18 protein-coding genes are annotated in these 17,776 nt (G+C 43.8%); 15 read left to right on the plus strand and 3 right to left on the minus strand.

Annotation, left to right across the window (positions count from 1 at the left end; genetic code table 11):
* Positions 1-12 precede the first annotated feature (12 nt).
* The 3 genes from gcvPA (at position 13) to MKZ02_RS09775 (ending at position 4,499) form a co-directional block, all read left to right on the plus strand.
* On the plus strand, positions 13-1,359 hold the full coding sequence (gene gcvPA, locus MKZ02_RS09765; protein ID WP_120032955.1) for an aminomethyl-transferring glycine dehydrogenase subunit GcvPA: 1,347 nt from the start codon (positions 13-15) through the stop codon (positions 1,357-1,359).
* A complete protein-coding gene (gene gcvPB / locus MKZ02_RS09770) occupies positions 1,352-2,824 on the plus strand; it encodes an aminomethyl-transferring glycine dehydrogenase subunit GcvPB (RefSeq protein WP_120032951.1) in 1,473 nt (490 codons plus the stop codon). Before gcvPA ends, gcvPB begins: the two co-directional genes overlap by 8 nt.
* Before the next feature lie 316 nt (positions 2,825-3,140).
* Positions 3,141-4,499 (plus strand): IS1182 family transposase, encoded by a 1,359-nt coding sequence (locus tag MKZ02_RS09775; RefSeq protein ID WP_340852552.1) that lies wholly within the window; start codon positions 3,141-3,143, stop codon positions 4,497-4,499.
* 133 nt (positions 4,500-4,632) lie between these two features.
* Here MKZ02_RS09775 and MKZ02_RS09780 read toward each other — a convergent pair whose 3' ends face one another.
* Positions 4,633-4,953 (minus strand): rhodanese-like domain-containing protein, encoded by a 321-nt coding sequence (locus tag MKZ02_RS09780; protein ID WP_340856375.1) that lies wholly within the window; start codon positions 4,951-4,953, stop codon positions 4,633-4,635.
* A gap of 211 nt (positions 4,954-5,164) precedes the next feature.
* On the opposite strand from MKZ02_RS09780, the gene MKZ02_RS09785 reads away from it, so the two are divergent.
* The 3 genes from MKZ02_RS09785 to MKZ02_RS09795 all read left to right on the plus strand — a co-directional run bounded on the left by MKZ02_RS09785 (position 5,165) and on the right by MKZ02_RS09795 (position 9,986).
* The gene (locus MKZ02_RS09785; protein WP_120032947.1) at positions 5,165-6,001 is read left to right on the plus strand and encodes a lipoate--protein ligase family protein; all 837 of its coding nucleotides are present in this window, start codon (positions 5,165-5,167) and stop codon (positions 5,999-6,001) included.
* 318 nt (positions 6,002-6,319) lie between these two features.
* Positions 6,320-8,881 carry a vitamin B12-dependent ribonucleotide reductase gene (locus MKZ02_RS09790; RefSeq protein WP_340853340.1) on the plus strand — a complete coding sequence of 854 codons (2,562 nt, stop codon included), beginning with the start codon at positions 6,320-6,322 and terminating at the stop codon, positions 8,879-8,881.
* Between the two features lie 232 nt (positions 8,882-9,113).
* On the plus strand, positions 9,114-9,986 hold the full coding sequence (locus tag MKZ02_RS09795) for a patatin-like phospholipase family protein (protein WP_340853342.1): 873 nt from the start codon (positions 9,114-9,116) through the stop codon (positions 9,984-9,986).
* Between the two features lie 10 nt (positions 9,987-9,996).
* On the opposite strand, the gene MKZ02_RS09800 is transcribed toward MKZ02_RS09795, so the two are convergent.
* The gene (locus MKZ02_RS09800; protein WP_120032936.1) at positions 9,997-10,365 is read right to left on the minus strand and encodes an SA1362 family protein; all 369 of its coding nucleotides are present in this window, start codon (positions 10,363-10,365) and stop codon (positions 9,997-9,999) included.
* Between the two features lie 46 nt (positions 10,366-10,411).
* A complete protein-coding gene (locus MKZ02_RS09805) occupies positions 10,412-11,356 on the minus strand; it encodes a DUF1385 domain-containing protein (protein WP_340853345.1) in 945 nt (314 codons plus the stop codon).
* Between the two features lie 144 nt (positions 11,357-11,500).
* Here MKZ02_RS09805 and MKZ02_RS09810 point away from each other — a divergent pair, with 144 nt between their 5' ends.
* The 9 genes from MKZ02_RS09810 (at position 11,501) to spoIIIAE (ending at position 17,774) form a co-directional block, all read left to right on the plus strand.
* Entirely contained in the window at positions 11,501-12,010 is a 510-nt protein-coding gene (locus tag MKZ02_RS09810) for a YqhR family membrane protein (RefSeq protein WP_120032933.1), read from the plus strand.
* Positions 12,011-12,077: 67 nt separating this feature from the next.
* Positions 12,078-12,509: a type II 3-dehydroquinate dehydratase gene (aroQ, locus tag MKZ02_RS09815; RefSeq protein ID WP_120032930.1), complete on the plus strand. Its 432-nt coding sequence runs from the start codon at positions 12,078-12,080 to the stop codon at positions 12,507-12,509.
* A 16-nt stretch (positions 12,510-12,525) separates the two neighbouring features.
* Complete coding sequence (locus tag MKZ02_RS09820; RefSeq protein WP_340853348.1) at positions 12,526-13,587, plus strand: M24 family metallopeptidase; 1,062 nt, start codon at positions 12,526-12,528, stop codon at positions 13,585-13,587.
* Positions 13,588-13,608: 21 nt separating this feature from the next.
* A complete protein-coding gene (gene efp, locus MKZ02_RS09825; protein ID WP_120032924.1) occupies positions 13,609-14,166 on the plus strand; it encodes an elongation factor P in 558 nt (185 codons plus the stop codon).
* Between the two features lie 193 nt (positions 14,167-14,359).
* The gene (spoIIIAA, locus tag MKZ02_RS09830; protein ID WP_340853350.1) at positions 14,360-15,280 is read left to right on the plus strand and encodes a stage III sporulation protein AA; all 921 of its coding nucleotides are present in this window, start codon (positions 14,360-14,362) and stop codon (positions 15,278-15,280) included.
* Positions 15,277-15,789, plus strand: a complete 513-nt coding sequence (spoIIIAB, locus tag MKZ02_RS09835; protein WP_120032917.1) for a stage III sporulation protein SpoIIIAB — start codon at positions 15,277-15,279, stop codon at positions 15,787-15,789. Before spoIIIAA ends, spoIIIAB begins: the two co-directional genes overlap by 4 nt.
* 17 nt (positions 15,790-15,806) lie before the next feature.
* Entirely contained in the window at positions 15,807-16,010 is a 204-nt protein-coding gene (gene spoIIIAC, locus MKZ02_RS09840; protein ID WP_120032911.1) for a stage III sporulation protein AC, read from the plus strand.
* A 24-nt stretch (positions 16,011-16,034) separates the two neighbouring features.
* Complete coding sequence (gene spoIIIAD, locus MKZ02_RS09845; RefSeq protein WP_259455784.1) at positions 16,035-16,418, plus strand: stage III sporulation protein AD; 384 nt, start codon at positions 16,035-16,037, stop codon at positions 16,416-16,418.
* A 168-nt stretch (positions 16,419-16,586) separates the two neighbouring features.
* Positions 16,587-17,774, plus strand: coding sequence for a stage III sporulation protein AE (gene spoIIIAE / locus MKZ02_RS09850; protein WP_120032905.1), 1,188 nt, complete (start codon positions 16,587-16,589; stop codon positions 17,772-17,774).
* Positions 17,775-17,776 lie beyond the last annotated feature (2 nt).

Consider the following 17,776-nt stretch of genomic DNA (forward strand, 5'->3'; position numbering starts at 1 on the left):
AGGGAAAACATTATGAAGCATCGTTACTTGCCGATGACAGAAACGGACAAAAAGGAAATGCTTGCAGCAGTGGGTGTCCAAACAATAGACGAATTGTTTGCGGATATTCCTGAAAAAGTACGCTTTCAAGGATTATATGATATTAAGAAAGCGAAAGCGGAACCAGCACTCAAAAAAGAATTAAGCTCACTGGCAGCAAAGAATATAAATGCCAAGCAATATGCTTCCTTTTTAGGAGCGGGCGTATATGATCATTATACCCCTTCTATCGTGGATCATGTAATTTCCCGTTCGGAGTTTTACACAGCGTATACACCGTACCAGCCGGAAATCTCCCAAGGAGAGCTGCAGGCGATCTTTGAGTTCCAAACAATGATTTGTGAATTGACAGGTATGGATGTGGCCAACTCTTCTATGTATGACGGAGGTACAGCGTTGGCGGAAGCGGCTATGCTAAGTGCGGGCCAGACGAAAAGAAAGAAAGTGCTCGTGTCAGAAACCGTTCATCCAGAGTCGCGCGATGTGTTAAAAACATATGCTAAAGGCCAAAACATTGAGGTAGTCGTTATCCCTCATAAAAATGGCGTAACAGATATTGAGCAATTAAATACATTGGTGGATAACGATACAGCAGCTGTTATTGTTCAATATCCTAACTTCTTTGGAGCTATTGAATCACTTTCTGAAGTGGAAAAAGCAGCTCATAGCGCAAAAGCAATGTTTGTCGTTTCTTCTAACCCGCTTGCTCTCGGTGCGTTGACGCCTCCTGGAAAGCTTGGAGCGGACATAGTGGTCGGCGATGCGCAGCCATTCGGCATTCCAGCTCAATTTGGCGGGCCGCACTGCGGATATTTTGCGGTGACGAAAAAGCTGATGCGTAAAGTTCCGGGTCGCCTCGTTGGCCAGACGCATGATGACCAAGGACAACGCGGCTTTGTATTGACGCTTCAAGCACGCGAGCAGCATATTCGCCGTGACAAAGCGACTTCCAATATTTGTTCCAATCAGGCGCTTAATGCTCTTGCGGCCAGTGTAGCAATGACAGCTTTAGGCAAAAAAGGGGTACGAGAAATAGCGGTACAAAACTTGCAAAAAGCATTTTTCGCGAGAGAAACATTAAAGCAGCACGGCGTAGACATTGTATTTGACGGGCCTGTATTTAATGAGTTTGTGGTCCGCCTGAATAAGCCAGTAAAAGAAGTAAATCAAAAGCTGCTCGAAAAAGGCATTATCGGCGGCTATGATCTTGGCCTTACTTATGAGGGACTGGAGAACTGCATGCTTGTTGCTGTGACAGAAATGCGGACAAAAGAAGAAATTGAACTCTTTGCAAAAGAATTGGGGGATAGCCATGAATAAGAAGGACCAGGAGCTTATTTTTGAATTGTCTCAGCCGGGGCGGATTGGCTATAGTCTGCCTGAGTTGGATGTACCAGAAAAAGATTTATCTACCCTTTTGCCGGCAGGATACTTGCGGGAAGAAGAGCCGGAACTTCCAGAGGTTTCTGAACTGGATATTATGCGTCATTACACAGCACTTTCAAATAGAAATCATGGAGTGGACTCCGGATTTTATCCGCTCGGTTCTTGCACGATGAAATACAATCCAAAAATCAATGAAGACGTTGCTCGTTTGGATGGCTTTGCCCACATTCATCCGCTTCAGCAAGAAGAGACGGTGCAGGGGGCGATGGAGCTGCTGTATGATCTTCAAGAACACTTAAAAGAAATTACGGGCATGGATGAAGTGACACTTCAACCAGCAGCTGGAGCTCAGGGTGAGTGGACGGGATTAATGATGATCCGTGCTTTCCATGAAGAAAATGGAGAGTTTAACCGTACGAAGGTCATTGTGCCTGATTCTGCTCATGGCACAAACCCGGCTTCTGCAACAGTTGCCGGGTTTGAAACAGTGACGGTAAAATCAGGAGAAGACGGTTTGGTTGACTTAGAGGATTTAAGACGGGTAGCTGATGAAACAACAGCCGCGCTCATGCTGACAAATCCGAATACGCTCGGCTTGTTTGAAGAGAATATTTTGGAAATTGCAGAGATTATTCATGGCGTCGGCGGCAAGGTGTATTATGATGGTGCTAACTTAAATGCGGTGATGTCAAAAGCTCGGCCTGGGGACATGGGATTTGATGTCGTTCACTTAAATCTTCATAAAACATTTACCGGTCCTCATGGCGGTGGCGGTCCGGGTTCCGGTCCTGTCGGTGTCAAGAAGGACTTAATTCCTTATTTGCCGAAGCCAGTGCTGGTTAAAGAAGAAGGAGTCTATCGTTTTGACTATAATCGTCCGCAGTCTATTGGCCGCGTGAAGCCTTTTTACGGCAACTTCGGAATCAACGTTCGTGCTTACACGTATATCCGCTCAATGGGGCCAGATGGCTTAAAAGCAGTAACAGAATATGCCGTGTTAAATGCCAACTATATGATGCGCAGGCTTGCTCCTTACTTTGATCTACCATTTGATCGTCATTGCAAGCATGAGTTTGTATTGAGTGGCAAGCGCCAGAAAAAACTCGGTGTGCGCACGCTTGATATCGCTAAGCGTCTGCTTGATTTTGGCTTCCATCCGCCAACAATCTACTTCCCGTTAAATGTGGAAGAATGTATGATGATTGAACCGACAGAAACAGAGTCAAAAGAAACACTTGATGCGTTTATTGACGTCATGATCCAAATTGCGAAGGAAGTTGAAGACAACCCGGAAATCGTTCAGGAAGCACCGCATACAACGGTAATTGGCAGGCTTGATGAAACGGCCGCCGCTCGTAAGCCGGTTCTTCGCTACGAAAGAGAGCTGCAGAACGTTTAATTTAATAGAAAAAACTGCCTCTTTGAGGCAGTTTCAGACTGTAGACAAACTCAATGAAATTCTAGAGTTTGTCTACAGTCCTTTTTATTTTGCTTGTGAATGGGGGCTGTTGATTTCCATTCCAGGCGCTTCGCTTTCCGCGGGGCGGGCGGTGAGCCTCCTCGCCGCGAAAGCGCCTGCGGGGTCTCACCTGTCCCGCTGATCCCGCAGGAGTCTTTGCGCCATCCATTTCAATCAACAGGGGTTACAAAGTTAGAGTAGCCGTACAACCATACCTGTTTTAAAATAAATAGATCAAACACTTGAGGTGAGAAAGATGCTTTCGAAAAACAATCCAATCCAACGGAATCAAATAGAAATGATCGCTCTAGACCAGCTTGTACCAGAGAATCACCTGGTCCGTAAAATGGAGGCAGCGATGGATTTCTCTTTTATTTATGACTTGGTGGAAGGATTGTATGCGGAAGTGGGCCGCCCAAGCATTGATCCAATTATTTTAATTAAACTAACATTTATCCAATATGCCTTTGGCATTCGATCCATGCGCAAGACGATCGAGGAAGTGGAAACGAATATGGCCTACCGCTGGTTTCTCGGTTATGGATTCCATGATAAAGTGCCGCATTTCTCTACCTTCGGTAAGAACTACGAGCGTCGCTTTAAAGATACCGACCTGTTTGAACAGATCTTCTATCGTATCTTAAAAATAGCTGCCGAGAAAAAGCTCATTAGTGCGGAGCACGTTTTTGTGGATTCCACTCATGTAAAAGCTAGCGCGAATAAGCGTAAATTTGAAAAGAAAATGGTTCGCAAAGAAACACGCGCGTATCAGGAACGCCTCCAAGAAGAGATTAATCAGGACCGAGAGGATCATGGAAAAAAGCCGTTCCCGCCAGATAAGTTCGATAAAGAAGAAACGAAAGAAATCAAGGAAAGTACAACCGATCCGGACAGTGGCTACTACGTTAAAGACGAACGAACCAAACAATTTGCCTATTCCTTTCACGCGGCCGCAGACCGTAAGGGATTCGTAATTGGCACAATGGTCACACCAGGCAACACACATGACAGCCAAATCTTAGAGCCGTTAATGGAGAAAGTGATAGAAAAGGTAGGAAAACCTAAAGCTGTTGGTGCAGACGGAGCTTACAAAACACCTGCCATTGCCAGTTATTTAATGGAAAACGGCATGACACCTGCTTTGCCTTATACACGGCCGCGCACAAAAGAGGGCTTCTTCAGAAAGCATGACTATGTGTACGATGAACATTTTGACTGTTACCTTTGTCCGGCAGGGGAAGTATTGAATTACTCAACGACGAATAAGGAAGGCTATCGTGAATACAGATCACCCAAACAGGTTTGTACCTCCTGCCCTTTTTTAGCTAAATGCACGGAAAGCAGAAATCATCAAAAAGTGGTGACACGCCATATTTGGCAGAAATATATGGAAGAGGCCGACCATCTTCGCCACCACGAAGAAGTTAAAGCGATTTATGCGGAGCGAAAAGAAACGATTGAGCGTGTATTCGCAGATGCAAAAGAAAAGCATGGCATGCGTTGGACAACGTTAAGGGGACTTAAAAAATTGTCGATGCAAGCGATGCTTACTTTCGCTGCCATGAATCTCAAGAAAATGGCCAGCTGGACTTGGCGAGAACCAGAAATGGCTTAAATGATGACCTCGGAGAGGTCTATCTTTCTCTCGAATGGCTTTAAAACTACCGAAAAATCAAAAGGGGTTCGGAATAAGACTATTCCGAACCCCTTTTGTCGACAAACTGAAACTGCCTCTTTGAGGCAGTTTTTTACTTGCTTTTCACTTTTCCAGTCCAGCTTTTAAAGCCGCCTTGCAGGTGATAAAGGTCACGGTAGCCTTTTTTGTATAACGTTTGAGCCGCTCTGCCGCTGCGCAGGCCGCTTTGGCAATACAGATACACTGGCTTGTCTGGGCGGATTTCTTTCATGCGCGTTTTCATTTGTGTAAGCGGAATGTTGCGTGCGCCTAAAATATGGCCGGCTTCAAATTCGTTCGGTTCACGGACGTCAATGAGCTGAGCTTTACGGTAACCTTTAATGAACTCTTCCTGCGAGAGCGATTGGACCGCTTTTTTCCGGGAAAAATACATATATAAAGTATACAGAATAATGGCGCCTAAAATGGCAGCTATTGTATAAAGCAATGGATACACCCCTTCCTTGTAAACATGCACTGTTATCTATTATAAACGTGGGGAAAGGAAGAATCAAAAGAAATAAACGAGTGATAACTCTTTGTTTTTGTCTCTGCTTTTGATACACTAAGTGGGTGAATTTATCATAAAAAGGGCGGCAATCATCATGGAAAAAGAGATTTGGAAATTTGTTGATTCCGGACGCCAAACAGCAGAGTTCAATATGGCAATGGATGAGGCGCTGCTGGAATGGCATAGCGAGGGAAAAATCCCGCCAGTTATTCGTTTTTATGGCTGGGAACCGGCTGCGTTGTCAATCGGCTATTTTCAAAAAGCGACAAAAGAAATAGATCTGGATGCGGTAAAACAGCATGGCCTCGGTTTTGTCCGTCGTCCAACCGGCGGAAGAGGCGTGCTTCATGAGCATGAACTGACGTACAGTGTGATCGTGACGGAAGAGCATCCGAACATGCCTGCAGGTGTAACAGAGGCATACCGAGTCATATCTGAGGGGATTTTAAAAGGATTCCATCATCTTGGACTGGAGGCTTACTTTGCTGTTCCCCGGACAGACGAAGAGAAGAACAGTTTAAAGAACCCGCGCTCTTCGGTCTGCTTTGATGCACCTAGCTGGTATGAACTTGTAGTTGAAGGCCGGAAGGTAGCAGGAAGTGCACAAACAAGGCAAAAAGGTGTTATCTTGCAGCACGGGTCTATTTTGTTGGATCTTGATGAAGACAAATTGTTTAGCTTATTTACCTATCCAAATGAGCGCGTGAAAGAGCGGATGCAACGGGCGTTTAAAAGCAAAGCGGTTGCCATCAATGCGATCAGTCCCCATAAGGTGACTTATGATATGGCTGGGACAGCCTTCAAAAAAGGATTTGAGGAAGGGCTTGGAGTAGAACTTCAGCCATATGAGTTTACTGCAGAGGAAATTGCTTATATTGAACAGCTCGCGAAGGAAAAATACGCTTCAGATGAATGGAATTTTAAAAGATGAATCATCAGGCGGAAGAGAAACTAGCCTTTAGGCTTGTTCTCTTTTTTTGCGAAAAAAAGAAAATAAGTGGAACAAAGAGCAAGCTTGAAAATTTTTCTTATGCCGGTAATATTGCTGTTTTCCTTAGTGAAACCTCGTTTTTATTGCTGAAGGCAGCCGTTTTTCGGCTTGACAAAAAAATGTTTTTAACTCAATATATAGTAATGTATCAAGAAAAACAAACACAATATATTGTGTTTGTTTAGTTTTTAGTCACAAAGCATGGGTATATAATGTTTGAATGACCGTGAAATATGTAGAAGAAAAGGAGCTGTGATTATGTCTGTTGCGTCACAAAAGAATATGTCCCTCAACATCGACAGATTGAACAAAGACATCAGCGTCTTCCCTCAAGTTCATCCTGTCACCTCTGATATGAAAATCACTCATAAAGGGGTTTCACGTCTTGTAATGATCGACCGCTATTCGTTTAAAGACACAGAGAAAGTCACGTTAACGGAAGGCGATTTTGTTGTGTTAACGATTAAAGAGGATCCAAAGTTCCCGGCACGGGGAATTGGCTTCATTACTAGCATTGACTGGCAGAAGAAAAAAGCAGAGGTGCTTGTCGATGAAGAATTCCGTGGGGCCCTAGATGACCCCGAAGAACAGGAAACAGGCCTCATTCGCCGTCCTCTTGATGTGATTGAAAAGCCTCTGGAAATTTACTACGAGCAAATTGCTAAGCGAAACGCAACAGGTCTTGCCTCTGTAGAAAAAACTGAAGAGAAGCGAAAAGAGTGGTTCGAGAAATTTTATCAAGAGCTTGTGAACTTAAACTTTATTCCAGCGGGGCGTGTTCTTTATGGAGCGGGAGCACAGACGGATGTAACTTACTTTAACTGTTACGTTATGCCGTTTGTTCCTGATTCACGCGAAGGCATTTCTGAACATCGTAAGCAAGTAATGGAAATTATGAGCCGCGGCGGCGGTGTCGGCACGAACGGTTCTACCCTTCGTCCGCGCAACACGCTTGCCAAAGGCGTTAACGGAAAATCATCCGGATCTGTTTCTTGGTTGGATGACATTGCGAAACTGACACACCTTGTTGAGCAGGGCGGATCGAGACGCGGTGCTCAAATGATTATGTTAGCCGACTGGCATCCAGATATTGTAGAATTTATCATTTCCAAAATGCAAAATCCGCGTATTTTACGCTATTTGCTTGAAAATACAGAAGACGAACAGATCAAAAAAGCGGCGAAGGACAAGTTGAACTTCAAACCGCTCACTGAACGCGAAGAAGCGATGTATCAGGGCGTTGTAAATTATAAAAACATCCCTGGCTATGGTGGCTTCAGTGCTGAAATTATTAAAGAAGCAGAAGAGAAGTTACGAACAGGCGGAACATATACTGTCCATAATCCTGAATTTTTAACAGGAGCTAACATCTCCATTTGCTTAACGAAAGAATTCATGGAGGCAGTCGAGAAAGATACGGAATATGAATTGCGCTTCCCGTCCGTAGAAACGTACAGCAAAGAAGAAATGGCCTATTACAATGAAAATTGGCATAAAGTCGGCGATGTACGCGAATGGGAGAAACAAGGACATGCCGTGCGTACATACCGTAAGATCAAGGCTCGCGAACTATGGAACTTGATCAATGTTTGTGCAACATACTCCGCGGAACCAGGCATTTTCTTTATTGATAATGCTAACGACATGACGAATGCTAAGGCATATGGCCAACAAGTAGTAGCGACAAATCCATGTGGAGAGCAACCGCTCGCACCGTTTTCCGTCTGTAACTTAGCGGCAGTGAACCTGGCAGAAATGGCAGACAAAGAAACAAAAACAGTTAATTTTGAAAAGCTGAAAGAAACCGTCCGCACAGGAGTAAGAATGCAAGATAATGTGATCGATGCGACTCCTTACTTCTTGGAGGAAAACAAAAAACAAGCACTTGGCGAGCGCCGTGTCGGCTTGGGCGTTATGGGGCTTGCTGACTTATTAATTTACTGTGAGAAAGAATACGGCTCACCAGAAGGAAACGAGCTCGTAGATAAAGTATTCGAAACGATCGCTACAACAGCCTATAGAACTTCTGTTGAATTGGCTAAAGAAAAAGGCAGCTTTCCTTTCCTTGAAGGAGAGACAAAGGAAGAGACAAACCGTTTACGTCAGGCATTTATCGACACAGGTTATATGAAAAAAATGCCGGAAGACGTCCGTGAGTCTATTCTTGAAAATGGTATTCGAAACTCACACCTTCTAACGGTTGCCCCAACAGGTTCCACTGGAACGATGGTGGGAGTGTCTACTGGTTTAGAGCCTTACTTTTCCTTTACGTACTATCGCAGCGGACGTTTAGGCAAGTTTATTGAAGTGAAGGCAGATATTGTAAAAGAATACTTAAATCGTCATCCGGAGGCGGATCCAGACAAATTGCCAGAATGGTTTGTAACGGCTATGAGCCTTGCTCCGGAAGCACATGCGGATGTTCAGTGTGTCATTCAGCGTTGGATTGACAGCTCGATTTCGAAAACAGTAAACGCTCCGCGCGGTTATACAGTCGAGCAGGTGGAAAAAGTGTACGAGCGTCTTTATAAAGGTGGGGCAAAAGGCGGTACCGTATACGTAGACGGCAGCCGTGATTCACAAGTACTGACATTGAAAGCGGAAGAAAACAGCTTTGATGAACAAGAGGAAACAAAAACAAAAGAACATGAGAATCATGTCGTGCTTGTTGATACCATTCAAGAAATTCGCTCTACTAATGTGACTATCGGTAGCGAGGTCGGCAATACATGTCCAGTCTGCCGTAAGGGAACAGTAGAAGAAATGGGCGGTTGCAACACATGTACGAACTGTGGCGCTCAATTGAAATGCGGCCTGTAAAAAGTTAATTTATTTGAAACAACCCCTCCACTCTGTGGAGGGGTTGTTTTTTTATTGGTGATTTGTTTCCTTTGGAAGGAAGAAGAGGCTTTCTTTATAGGAAATCATACATAGTGAATTTTGAATGGGCAAGAAAGCTATCGATTCTGAACGGAACTTTAAGATTTTCGTCTAGTCCAAGCTTTCGCCGCTTACACATATAAAAAGAAAATAAAAGAGGAGAGAAGGGAGTATGAGAATTGACGGCGTTTTTTCTGGCGGCGGAATTAAAGGATTCGCACTCGTCGGCGCTTACGAGGCAATCGAAAGCAAAGGCTTACGGTTCGTAAGAGTGGCAGGGACGAGTGCCGGAGCAATTATGGCTGCTTTGATTGCAGCGGGTTACACGAGTGCAGAGTTAAAGAGGGCAATAAAAGAAGTAGAGGGAGAGGATCTGCTTGACGATACATTATTTGATCTACCGTTTGTTCGCTGGCTGAAGATTTATTTTACACTTGGCTTGCACAAAGGGAAAAAGCTGGAACAATGGCTGGATGGCTTGCTTAGGCAAAAAGGAATTCGTTCCTTCGGCGACCTGGCACCAGGAGCCTTACGAGTTGTAACCGCTGATATTACAAACGGGCGGATACTTACTTTACCTGATGACTTGCCTGCCTACAGAATTAACCCTCATTCTTTTCCGATTGCCCGGGCGGTGCGAATGAGCTGTACGCTTCCTTATTTCTTTCAGCCTGTCAAACTGTCTGTGCCAAATGGCAAAGCACTCATCTTGGACGGCGGAATGCTGAGCAACTTTCCGCTTTGGCTGTTCGATGAAGAAAAAAAGCAAAAGCGCCCTGTACTTGGGATTAAGTTAAGTACACGAACGATGCAAATGCCGAGACAAGTAACCAATGGAGCGGATTTATTTGGTGCCATTTTTCATACGATGAAGGACGCCCACGATGCGCGGTATATTTCTAAAAGGCATGCAAGAAATATTGTGTTTATTCCGGTAGAGGGTACCGCCGTAACGGATTTTAGCTTATCAGACGAAAAAAAAGACGCCCTCATTCAAATAGGGCGCGGATATACAGAGGCATTTTTAAAAAGATGGTGTTACTGACAACCGGGAGTTAAGAAGATGCCCGGTTATTTTTTTTGCCTTTCTTTCCTTCAATCACCGTTAAATGCTTCGTTCTTTTTCGGCGAAACGGTTTTTTCTTTTTCGAGGAAACCGTTGAGGGAGAAGAAGGTTTTGGGCGCTTTTGCTTTTGCAGCCTCTTCTTTGACTCTTTTGCTGCTTTAGCAAAGGCCTTGTCTTCCGTACCACCGCCAAGTCTTTTGCGAATGACTAGACGGTAAATGAAATAAATAACTACAGCAGTAACCGCGAGAATAATAAGCTGCCGTGCCAAAGCTCCAGGTGAATAAAGCAGCATGGAAATTAAGCCAATGGCAGCGAGTCCCATGAGTGTATAGGCAATGACTGACCGGATTGTCAAAAAAGCCACCTCCTAACGAGCTGTTAAATAAGCTGTTATTTACATATTAGACAATTTCCTCTGTACTTAATCCCCTTTTCGTTCTTTCTTCTATTGCTAGTAATTTTTCAAATGAAGCGATTGCTACTTCCACTTGATCATCTTCCGGCTCTTTTGTTGTTAACAGCTGAAGCCATAAGCCGGGATAACCAAGATAGCGAAGAATAGGAATATCCCGAAGTTTATTTGTCAGCTGCAATACTTCAAATGAGATGCCGAGAACGACCGGAATAAGAGCGATTCTGTTTAATACCCTGACGTAAAGTGGATCAGTCGGAACGAGCATATAAACGAAGATACCAACAATCACAGTGAACAAAATGAAGCTTGATCCACAGCGATAATGGAGACGCGAGGCAGCCTGCACGTTTTTCACTGTTAGTGGTTGCCCGCTTTCAAACGCATTAATTACCTTATGCTCAGCTCCATGATATTGAAACACTCGTTTGATGAGTGGAGTTAAAGAGATTAAGTAAATATAAACAAGCAGGAGAACTAGCTTGAAAAAGCCTTCAACTAGGATTTGTGCAAAATTGCCCGAGAAAATAGGGCGGGTAAGTTCCGCAAGAAAGACTGGAACAAGTGTAAAGATAAATTTTCCAAACAAAAACGACAGAATGCCGATAGCAGCTACGCCAAGAACCATCGTCCATTTTGAAGGTTCTGCCGCCTCATTTATTTGACCATCTTCATCCGGATCCAAATCATAGCGTTCCTGTGCAAAATTTAAATGCTTAGAGCCGGTCGCTGCTGAATCCAGGATCGCAAAAATGCCGCGTAAAAATGGGATTTTTTTCAACTTCTGCAAAGCAGGTTTAGGTGCTCTTGGCAAATGAAAGAATTCAATTGAACGGTCTTTGCGGCGAATGGCTGTTACCGTATGGTGTTTTCCTCCAAACATAACGCCTTCTACCAGTGCCTGCCCGCCATAAACTGGCTTTTGCTCACTCATCTTATACCCTCTTTCATTATTAACAGATGTAAAAATGTAAAAAGCTTCTATATACATATTCTATCCCTTATTAAGCAAAAATAAAAGCTGAATCACTTAGTAATCTTTTTTTATAATGCTTTAACTCATTTTTGGAGGTGTAGGATGGTGAACAAGCGGGAAAAAGAGCACAAAGCAGAGTTTCCTTTAAGTTACGCATTAGTGATCGGCCTGTTCGGCGGGATAATATGGGGTGGCCTTGCGCAATTTGCTGCTTACTTTCATTTTATGACGATCGACATCAATGCGGTCGTTACATATGTCAATATTCCAAAAATTCACAGCGGTTTCTGGAAAGTACTATCTGGCCTGATATTCCATACAGGAATATCACTACTCCTAGCCATAGTGTATTATTTCTTGCTGAGGAAAAGTAAAACGATCTGGTCGGGCGTGCTTTTTGGCGCGGCGATTTGGGTTTTCTTATTTGTGATTATCCATCCACTTCTCGCTAGTATTCCTTCTTGGCAAAAATTAAACGTCAATACATTGTCCACTACTATTTGTCTGTTAATCCTTTACGGGCTATTTATCGGCTATTCGATTTCCTATGGGTATGAACAACATCTTTTGAAAGAAAAAAGATTAAATGAGCGGAAAAAGGCAAACGGCTAAGTAGTTTTTGTAATTTTAAATATGTTAAAATATTCATGTAACTAAATTGGTGGAGCGGAGAGATTACATGAAGAGCATCCTCTTATTGAACGGACCAAATTTGAACCGGCTGGGGAAAAGAGAGCCGGAGATTTACGGCAGTGAAACCCTGCAAGACCTAGAAAGCCGTATTATAGCTAGAGGAAAAGAGTTAGGAGCATTTATCAGCGCGTTTCAGTCTAATCATGAAGGAGAATTAATTGACAGAATTCATCTAGCTGCTGATGAAAAAATGGATGGCATCATCTTTAACCCGGGGGCCTTTACTCATTACAGTTATGCAATTAGAGATGCGGTTGCGTCTATTTCTGTACCGGTCATCGAAGTGCATATCAGCAATATTCATAGCCGTGAGCCCTTCCGGGAGCATTCAGTCATAGCGCCTGTAGCCGCTGGGCAAATTGCCGGTCTAGGGTTTATCGGTTATGAACTAGCTTTACAGGCACTTATACATATCTAAGGGAAGGGAGAAACTAATGATTAAAATAGAGAAGCTGCGCATGCAGATGAAAAAAGAGGGAATTGATGGTTTGCTCGTGATGAGTCCTTATAATCGCCGTTACCTGACGAACTTCACAGGATCTGCAGGAGCAGCGCTTATTTCCGAAGAGAAAGCTATTTTTATTACCGATTTTCGATACATGGAGCAAGCCGGGAAACAAGCAGAGGGATTTGAGATAGTTCAGCATAAGGGAACGTTGTACGAAGAGGCAGCCGCGCAAGCTGAAAAGCAAGGAATCAAACGCCTTGGATTTGAAAAAGCATACACAACTTTCCAAACTTATGAAACGCTCAAAGGTCTCTTTAAAGATGAATTAGTCCCTACAAGCGAAATGATTGAAAAATTGCGCTTGATTAAGGATAATTCAGAGATTAAGATATTAAAGGAAGCGGCCGATATCGCTGATGCAGCCTTTAAACATATCATTGAATTTATCCAGCCGGGCATGACAGAGCTGGAGGTTTCAAATGAGCTGGAATTCTTCATGAGAAAATGGGGGGCAACCTCTTCATCTTTTGATACGATTGTAGCTTCCGGCAAACGCTCAGCTTTGCCTCACGGTGTAGCAAGCGATAAGGTGATTGAAAAAGGCGATATGGTGACATTGGATTACGGGGCTTATTATGAAGGGTATGTTTCCGACATTACCCGGACCATTGCAGTCGGAGAACCGTCCGAACAAATGAAGGAAATTTACCAGATTGTGCTGGATGCCCAGTTAAAAGGGATGGAGCAGATCAAGGGAGGCCTGACGGGCAAAGAAGCGGATGCTATTACCCGCGATTATATTACCCAAAAGGGGTACGGAGAGCATTTTGGCCATTCAACCGGCCATGGCATTGGGCTTGAAGTTCACGAAGGGCCGGCGCTTTCTTTCCGTTCTGATATGGTTCTTGAGCCGGGAATGGTCGTTACGGTTGAGCCGGGCATCTATTTGCCAGGCATTGGCGGCGTACGCATTGAAGATGATACGTTGATTACAGAAACAGGCAATGAAACGCTCACGCATTCCACAAAAGATTTACTCATTCTTTAAGGAAACAGGAGGAAACACAACATGATTTCAGTAAACGATTTTCGTACAGGTTTAACAATTGAGGTAGACGGCGGCCTTTGGCGCGTAGTCGATTTCCAGCACGTTAAACCTGGAAAAGGAGCGGCATTTGTTCGTTCTAAATTGCGTAACCTGCGTAACGGCAACATTCAGGAAAAAACATTCCGTGCGGGTGAAAAAGTAGAAAAAGCACAAATCGATCACCGCAGAATGCAGTACTTATATGCAAATGGCGACCAGCATGTATTCATGGACAATGAGTCTTATGAGCAGATTGAATTGCCTGCTTCTCAAATTGAACATGAGCTGAAGTTTTTAAAAGAAAACATGGAAGTTTCCATTATGATGTATCAAACAGAAACATTGGGAGTAGATCTTCCAAACACGGTTGAACTAAAAGTCATCGAAACCGAGCCGGGCATTAAAGGCGACACCGCTTCAGGCGGAACAAAACCTGCAACTGTTGAAACAGGATTAACAGTACAAGTTCCATTCTTCGTTAACGAAGGGGATGTCCTTGTTGTTAACACAGATGACGGAAGCTATATTTCTCGTGCCTAATAGTATGAAAGCCGCTCCTTTAGGGAGCGGCTTTTTTATATAAGCATTCATGATAAAAGAGATAAAAAATAAAGAAATGTTGAAATGGCGGAGGGATTCTGGCCATTTTTTCTTTTGATAGAACGGAGTCGGCATATCTTGAAATTAGGCACATACATTGAATAAAAAGGAGGAGAAAAAGGAGGAAGCGTTCATGGAAACTGTATATGCTTATTTGCCGCAAACATTAAAAGAGACAATCAATGCCATGCCATCCGAATTAAAAGGAAAAATTGAAGAAATTAGGGTGCGCATCGGCAAGCCGCTCGAGATTATTGCTGGCCGCCCTTTTCATTTGTCTCACATCGTTACCCTTGAAGAAGGACAAGCGCTCGTCAATAAATTAAGTCAGCATTCGTTTTATGCGTTTGATGAAGAATTAAGATGCGGCTATTTAACCATTGAGGGGGGACACCGTGTTGGCCTGGCGGGAAAGGTCATTCTTGAAGAGGGAAAAGTAAAAGCTTTACGCTATCTTTCTTCCTTTAATTTAAGAATTGCCAGGGAAAAACCGGGTGTTTGTCATCCGCTGATCCCCTGGCTTTTTGATGGGAAATGGAAAAACACACTCATTATTGGAGCGCCACAAACGGGAAAAACTACTCTGCTCAGAGATTTGGCAAAAACCGCAGCCACAGGAATGGAGCAGAGAAACATTGCACCAGTAAAGGTAGGGATTGTGGATGAGCGTTCGGAAATTGCCGGCTGTGTAAAAGGGATTCCACAGCTTGATATTGGCTTGCGGACAGATATTCTCGATGCTTGTCCAAAAGCGGAAGGAATGATGATGATGATTCGCTCCATGAGCCCAGATGTGCTGGTGGCGGATGAAATCGGGAGAGCAGAAGATGGACAGGCTGTAGCGGAAGCGATCAATGCAGGAATTAGATTAATAGCTACTGTTCACGGTTCAAGCTATGCCGAAGTGATTCGCCGGCCGATTGTGAAAGCTATGATAGAAAGCGGAACATTTGAGCGGTTTATCGAGCTTTCTTCCGAGAAAGGAGTCCGGTCATTTAAAGTGCTTGATCATTTGGGCCAGGAGCTGACTTCCCCGGCAAGGACCGTTCAATGAAGTGGGCAGGTGCATTGATCATATTGTTTGCTTCTATTTGGATTGGCGCGGAGCAATCAAAGAAATTAAGCGACAGGCCGAAACAAATTCGTTTAATCCGGTCTGCTTTACAATCGTTGGAAGCTGAAATTGTATATGGGTTTACCCCTTTGCATGAATCGGCCAGAAAATTGTCCGAGCGGCTGCCAGCGCCTATAAATGAACTGTTTGCTTTATTCAGTGAACTGCTCACATCAACCGAATTAGACGCCAAGGAAGCCTGGCGGAAAAGCTTGGCAAAAATTTGGCCCCATACAGCATTGCTGGAAAGTGAGAGATCTATCTTACTAGAATTTGGAGAAACGGTAGGCAAGCATGACCGTATAACAGAGCAAAAACAGATTCTTGTGACACTGAAACACTTAGAACGCCAAGAAGAAGAAGCGCGTGAGAAGCAAAAAAGGTATGGGAAAATGATGAGAAGCTTAAGTCTTATGGGCGGTCTGTTAATCGTGCTTCTGCTGTTTTAGCAGAAAGGGGGAAGAAAATGGGCATTGAGGTGGAAGTGATTTTTAAAATTGCCGGTGTCGGTTTAGTCGTGGCATTCCTCCATACGATTCTAGAACAGGTAGGGAAGAAAGAATATGCCCAATGGGTGACACTGCTGGGCTTCGTCTATATTTTATTTCTGATTGTTTCCATCGTAGAGGAATTGTTTGACAAGATTAGAGAAGTTTTTTTATTTCAGTGATGGGAGAGGAGAACCATTGAAATTATCCAAGTAGCTGCTGTTGTTCTTGTGACAGTTTTTTTGGCTCTTCTCTTGCAAGAACAGCAGCCGATTTTTGCTTTTTTACTCGTAATGTTTGTTGGATGCGGTCTGTTTTTATTTTTAGCTGATCGAATTGCGGAAATTATCCTCATGATTAAAAAGCTGGCAGCCCGGGCGGATGTCGAGTTTGTCTATGTGGAAACGATTTTAAAAATTATTGGTATCTCTTATATTGCTGAGTTTGCGTCTCAAATTACAAAAGATGCCGGCCAGGAAGCATTGGCCGCCAAGATGGAGCTGGCAGGCAAGGTCATTATTTTATCGATGGCTGTGCCAATTTTAACAATTTTAATTGAAACAATTTTAACCATGCTTCCAGGAAAATAAGTGACAGTTCTCAACCGGAGCATGTTAGCTGACTAATTGGTTACCTGATTTTCAAGTAAGCGATGAGGCGGATAGAGGATTGAGTTCGTATTTGCCGACCAATCTACATGGCTATTTACAAACAGCGGCAGGCAGGAAAGAGATAGCCGAGGGAAGGCGGTGAGAAAGGTGAGGATCTGGCAAAGAATCGCTTTACTCTTTCTGGCGCTCTTATTCTCCGCTGCTGCCTCTACACAAGCAGAATCGGAGGAAGAGAGGAGCAAAGATATAGGAGCAGTCGCTGAGGAACAGCTTGGGGAGCTTGGAATGGATGAGCTGTCTGTCTATTGGGATCAGCTCTTGAAAACATATGGACAATATCTGCCAGAAACAGAACAGCAACCACTGAGCGCTCTTTTTAAAGAAGGACAAGCCTTTTCTATTGGTGCTTGGGCAAAAGGTCTGCTAGGCTTCGTTTTTCATGAGTTATATGCCAATGGAAAGTTGCTCGGAACCCTTATTCTATTAACGGTTTTCTCTGTTTTTCTGCAAATTCTTCAGAATGCTTTTGAACAGGGGACAGTAGGTAAAACAGCCTACAGTGTTGTGCTGATTGTGCTTCTTATTTTAGCATTGAACAGCTTTCGACTTGCCATGGAATACGCCACGGATGCCGTGGATCAAATGATCCAGTTTTTGCTGGCACTCATGCCGGTTTTGCTGGCGCTTCTTGCCTCGACGGGAGGAGCTATTTCAGCTACTGTATTTCATCCATTTTTGTTATTTCTGATGAATATTAGCGGATTGGTCATTCAAAAAGTCGTACTTCCACTATTGTTTTTCTCTACTTTGCTAAGCGTCGTCAGTTTATTTTCTACTCATTATAAAGCAACCAAATTAGCTGACTTGCTCCGTCATTGGAGTGTTGGGCTTTTGAGTGCCTTCATGGCGATATATTTGGCCATTGTCTCCATTCAAGGCTCGGCCGCAGCGGTAGCAGATGGGCTGGCCATTCGAACGGCAAAGTTTTTTGCCGGCAATTTTATCCCGGTTGTTGGAAAGATGTTTACGGAAGCGGCGGATACGGTTATGAGTGCTTCCCTGCTGTTAAAGAACACTGTCGGGATTGCAGGAGCGGGAATTTTGCTGGTGATTGTCGCTTTCCCTGCTTTGAAGATCTTTGCTCTTGTCATTGTATATAAGGTTGCTGGTGCTGTTTTGCAGCCGCTTGGTGACGAAACGATTACAGAGTGTCTTGAGATCATCGGGAAAAATATGACTTACGTATTTGCTGCATTAGTCATTGTTTCTTTCATGTTTTTGCTATCCATCGTCATTCTCGTCGCAGCTAGTAACGTGACGATGATGATTCGCTGAAG

This window comes from Pseudobacillus sp. FSL P4-0506, assembly GCF_038003025.1.
GTDB lineage: Bacteria > Bacillota > Bacilli > Bacillales > Domibacillaceae > Pseudobacillus.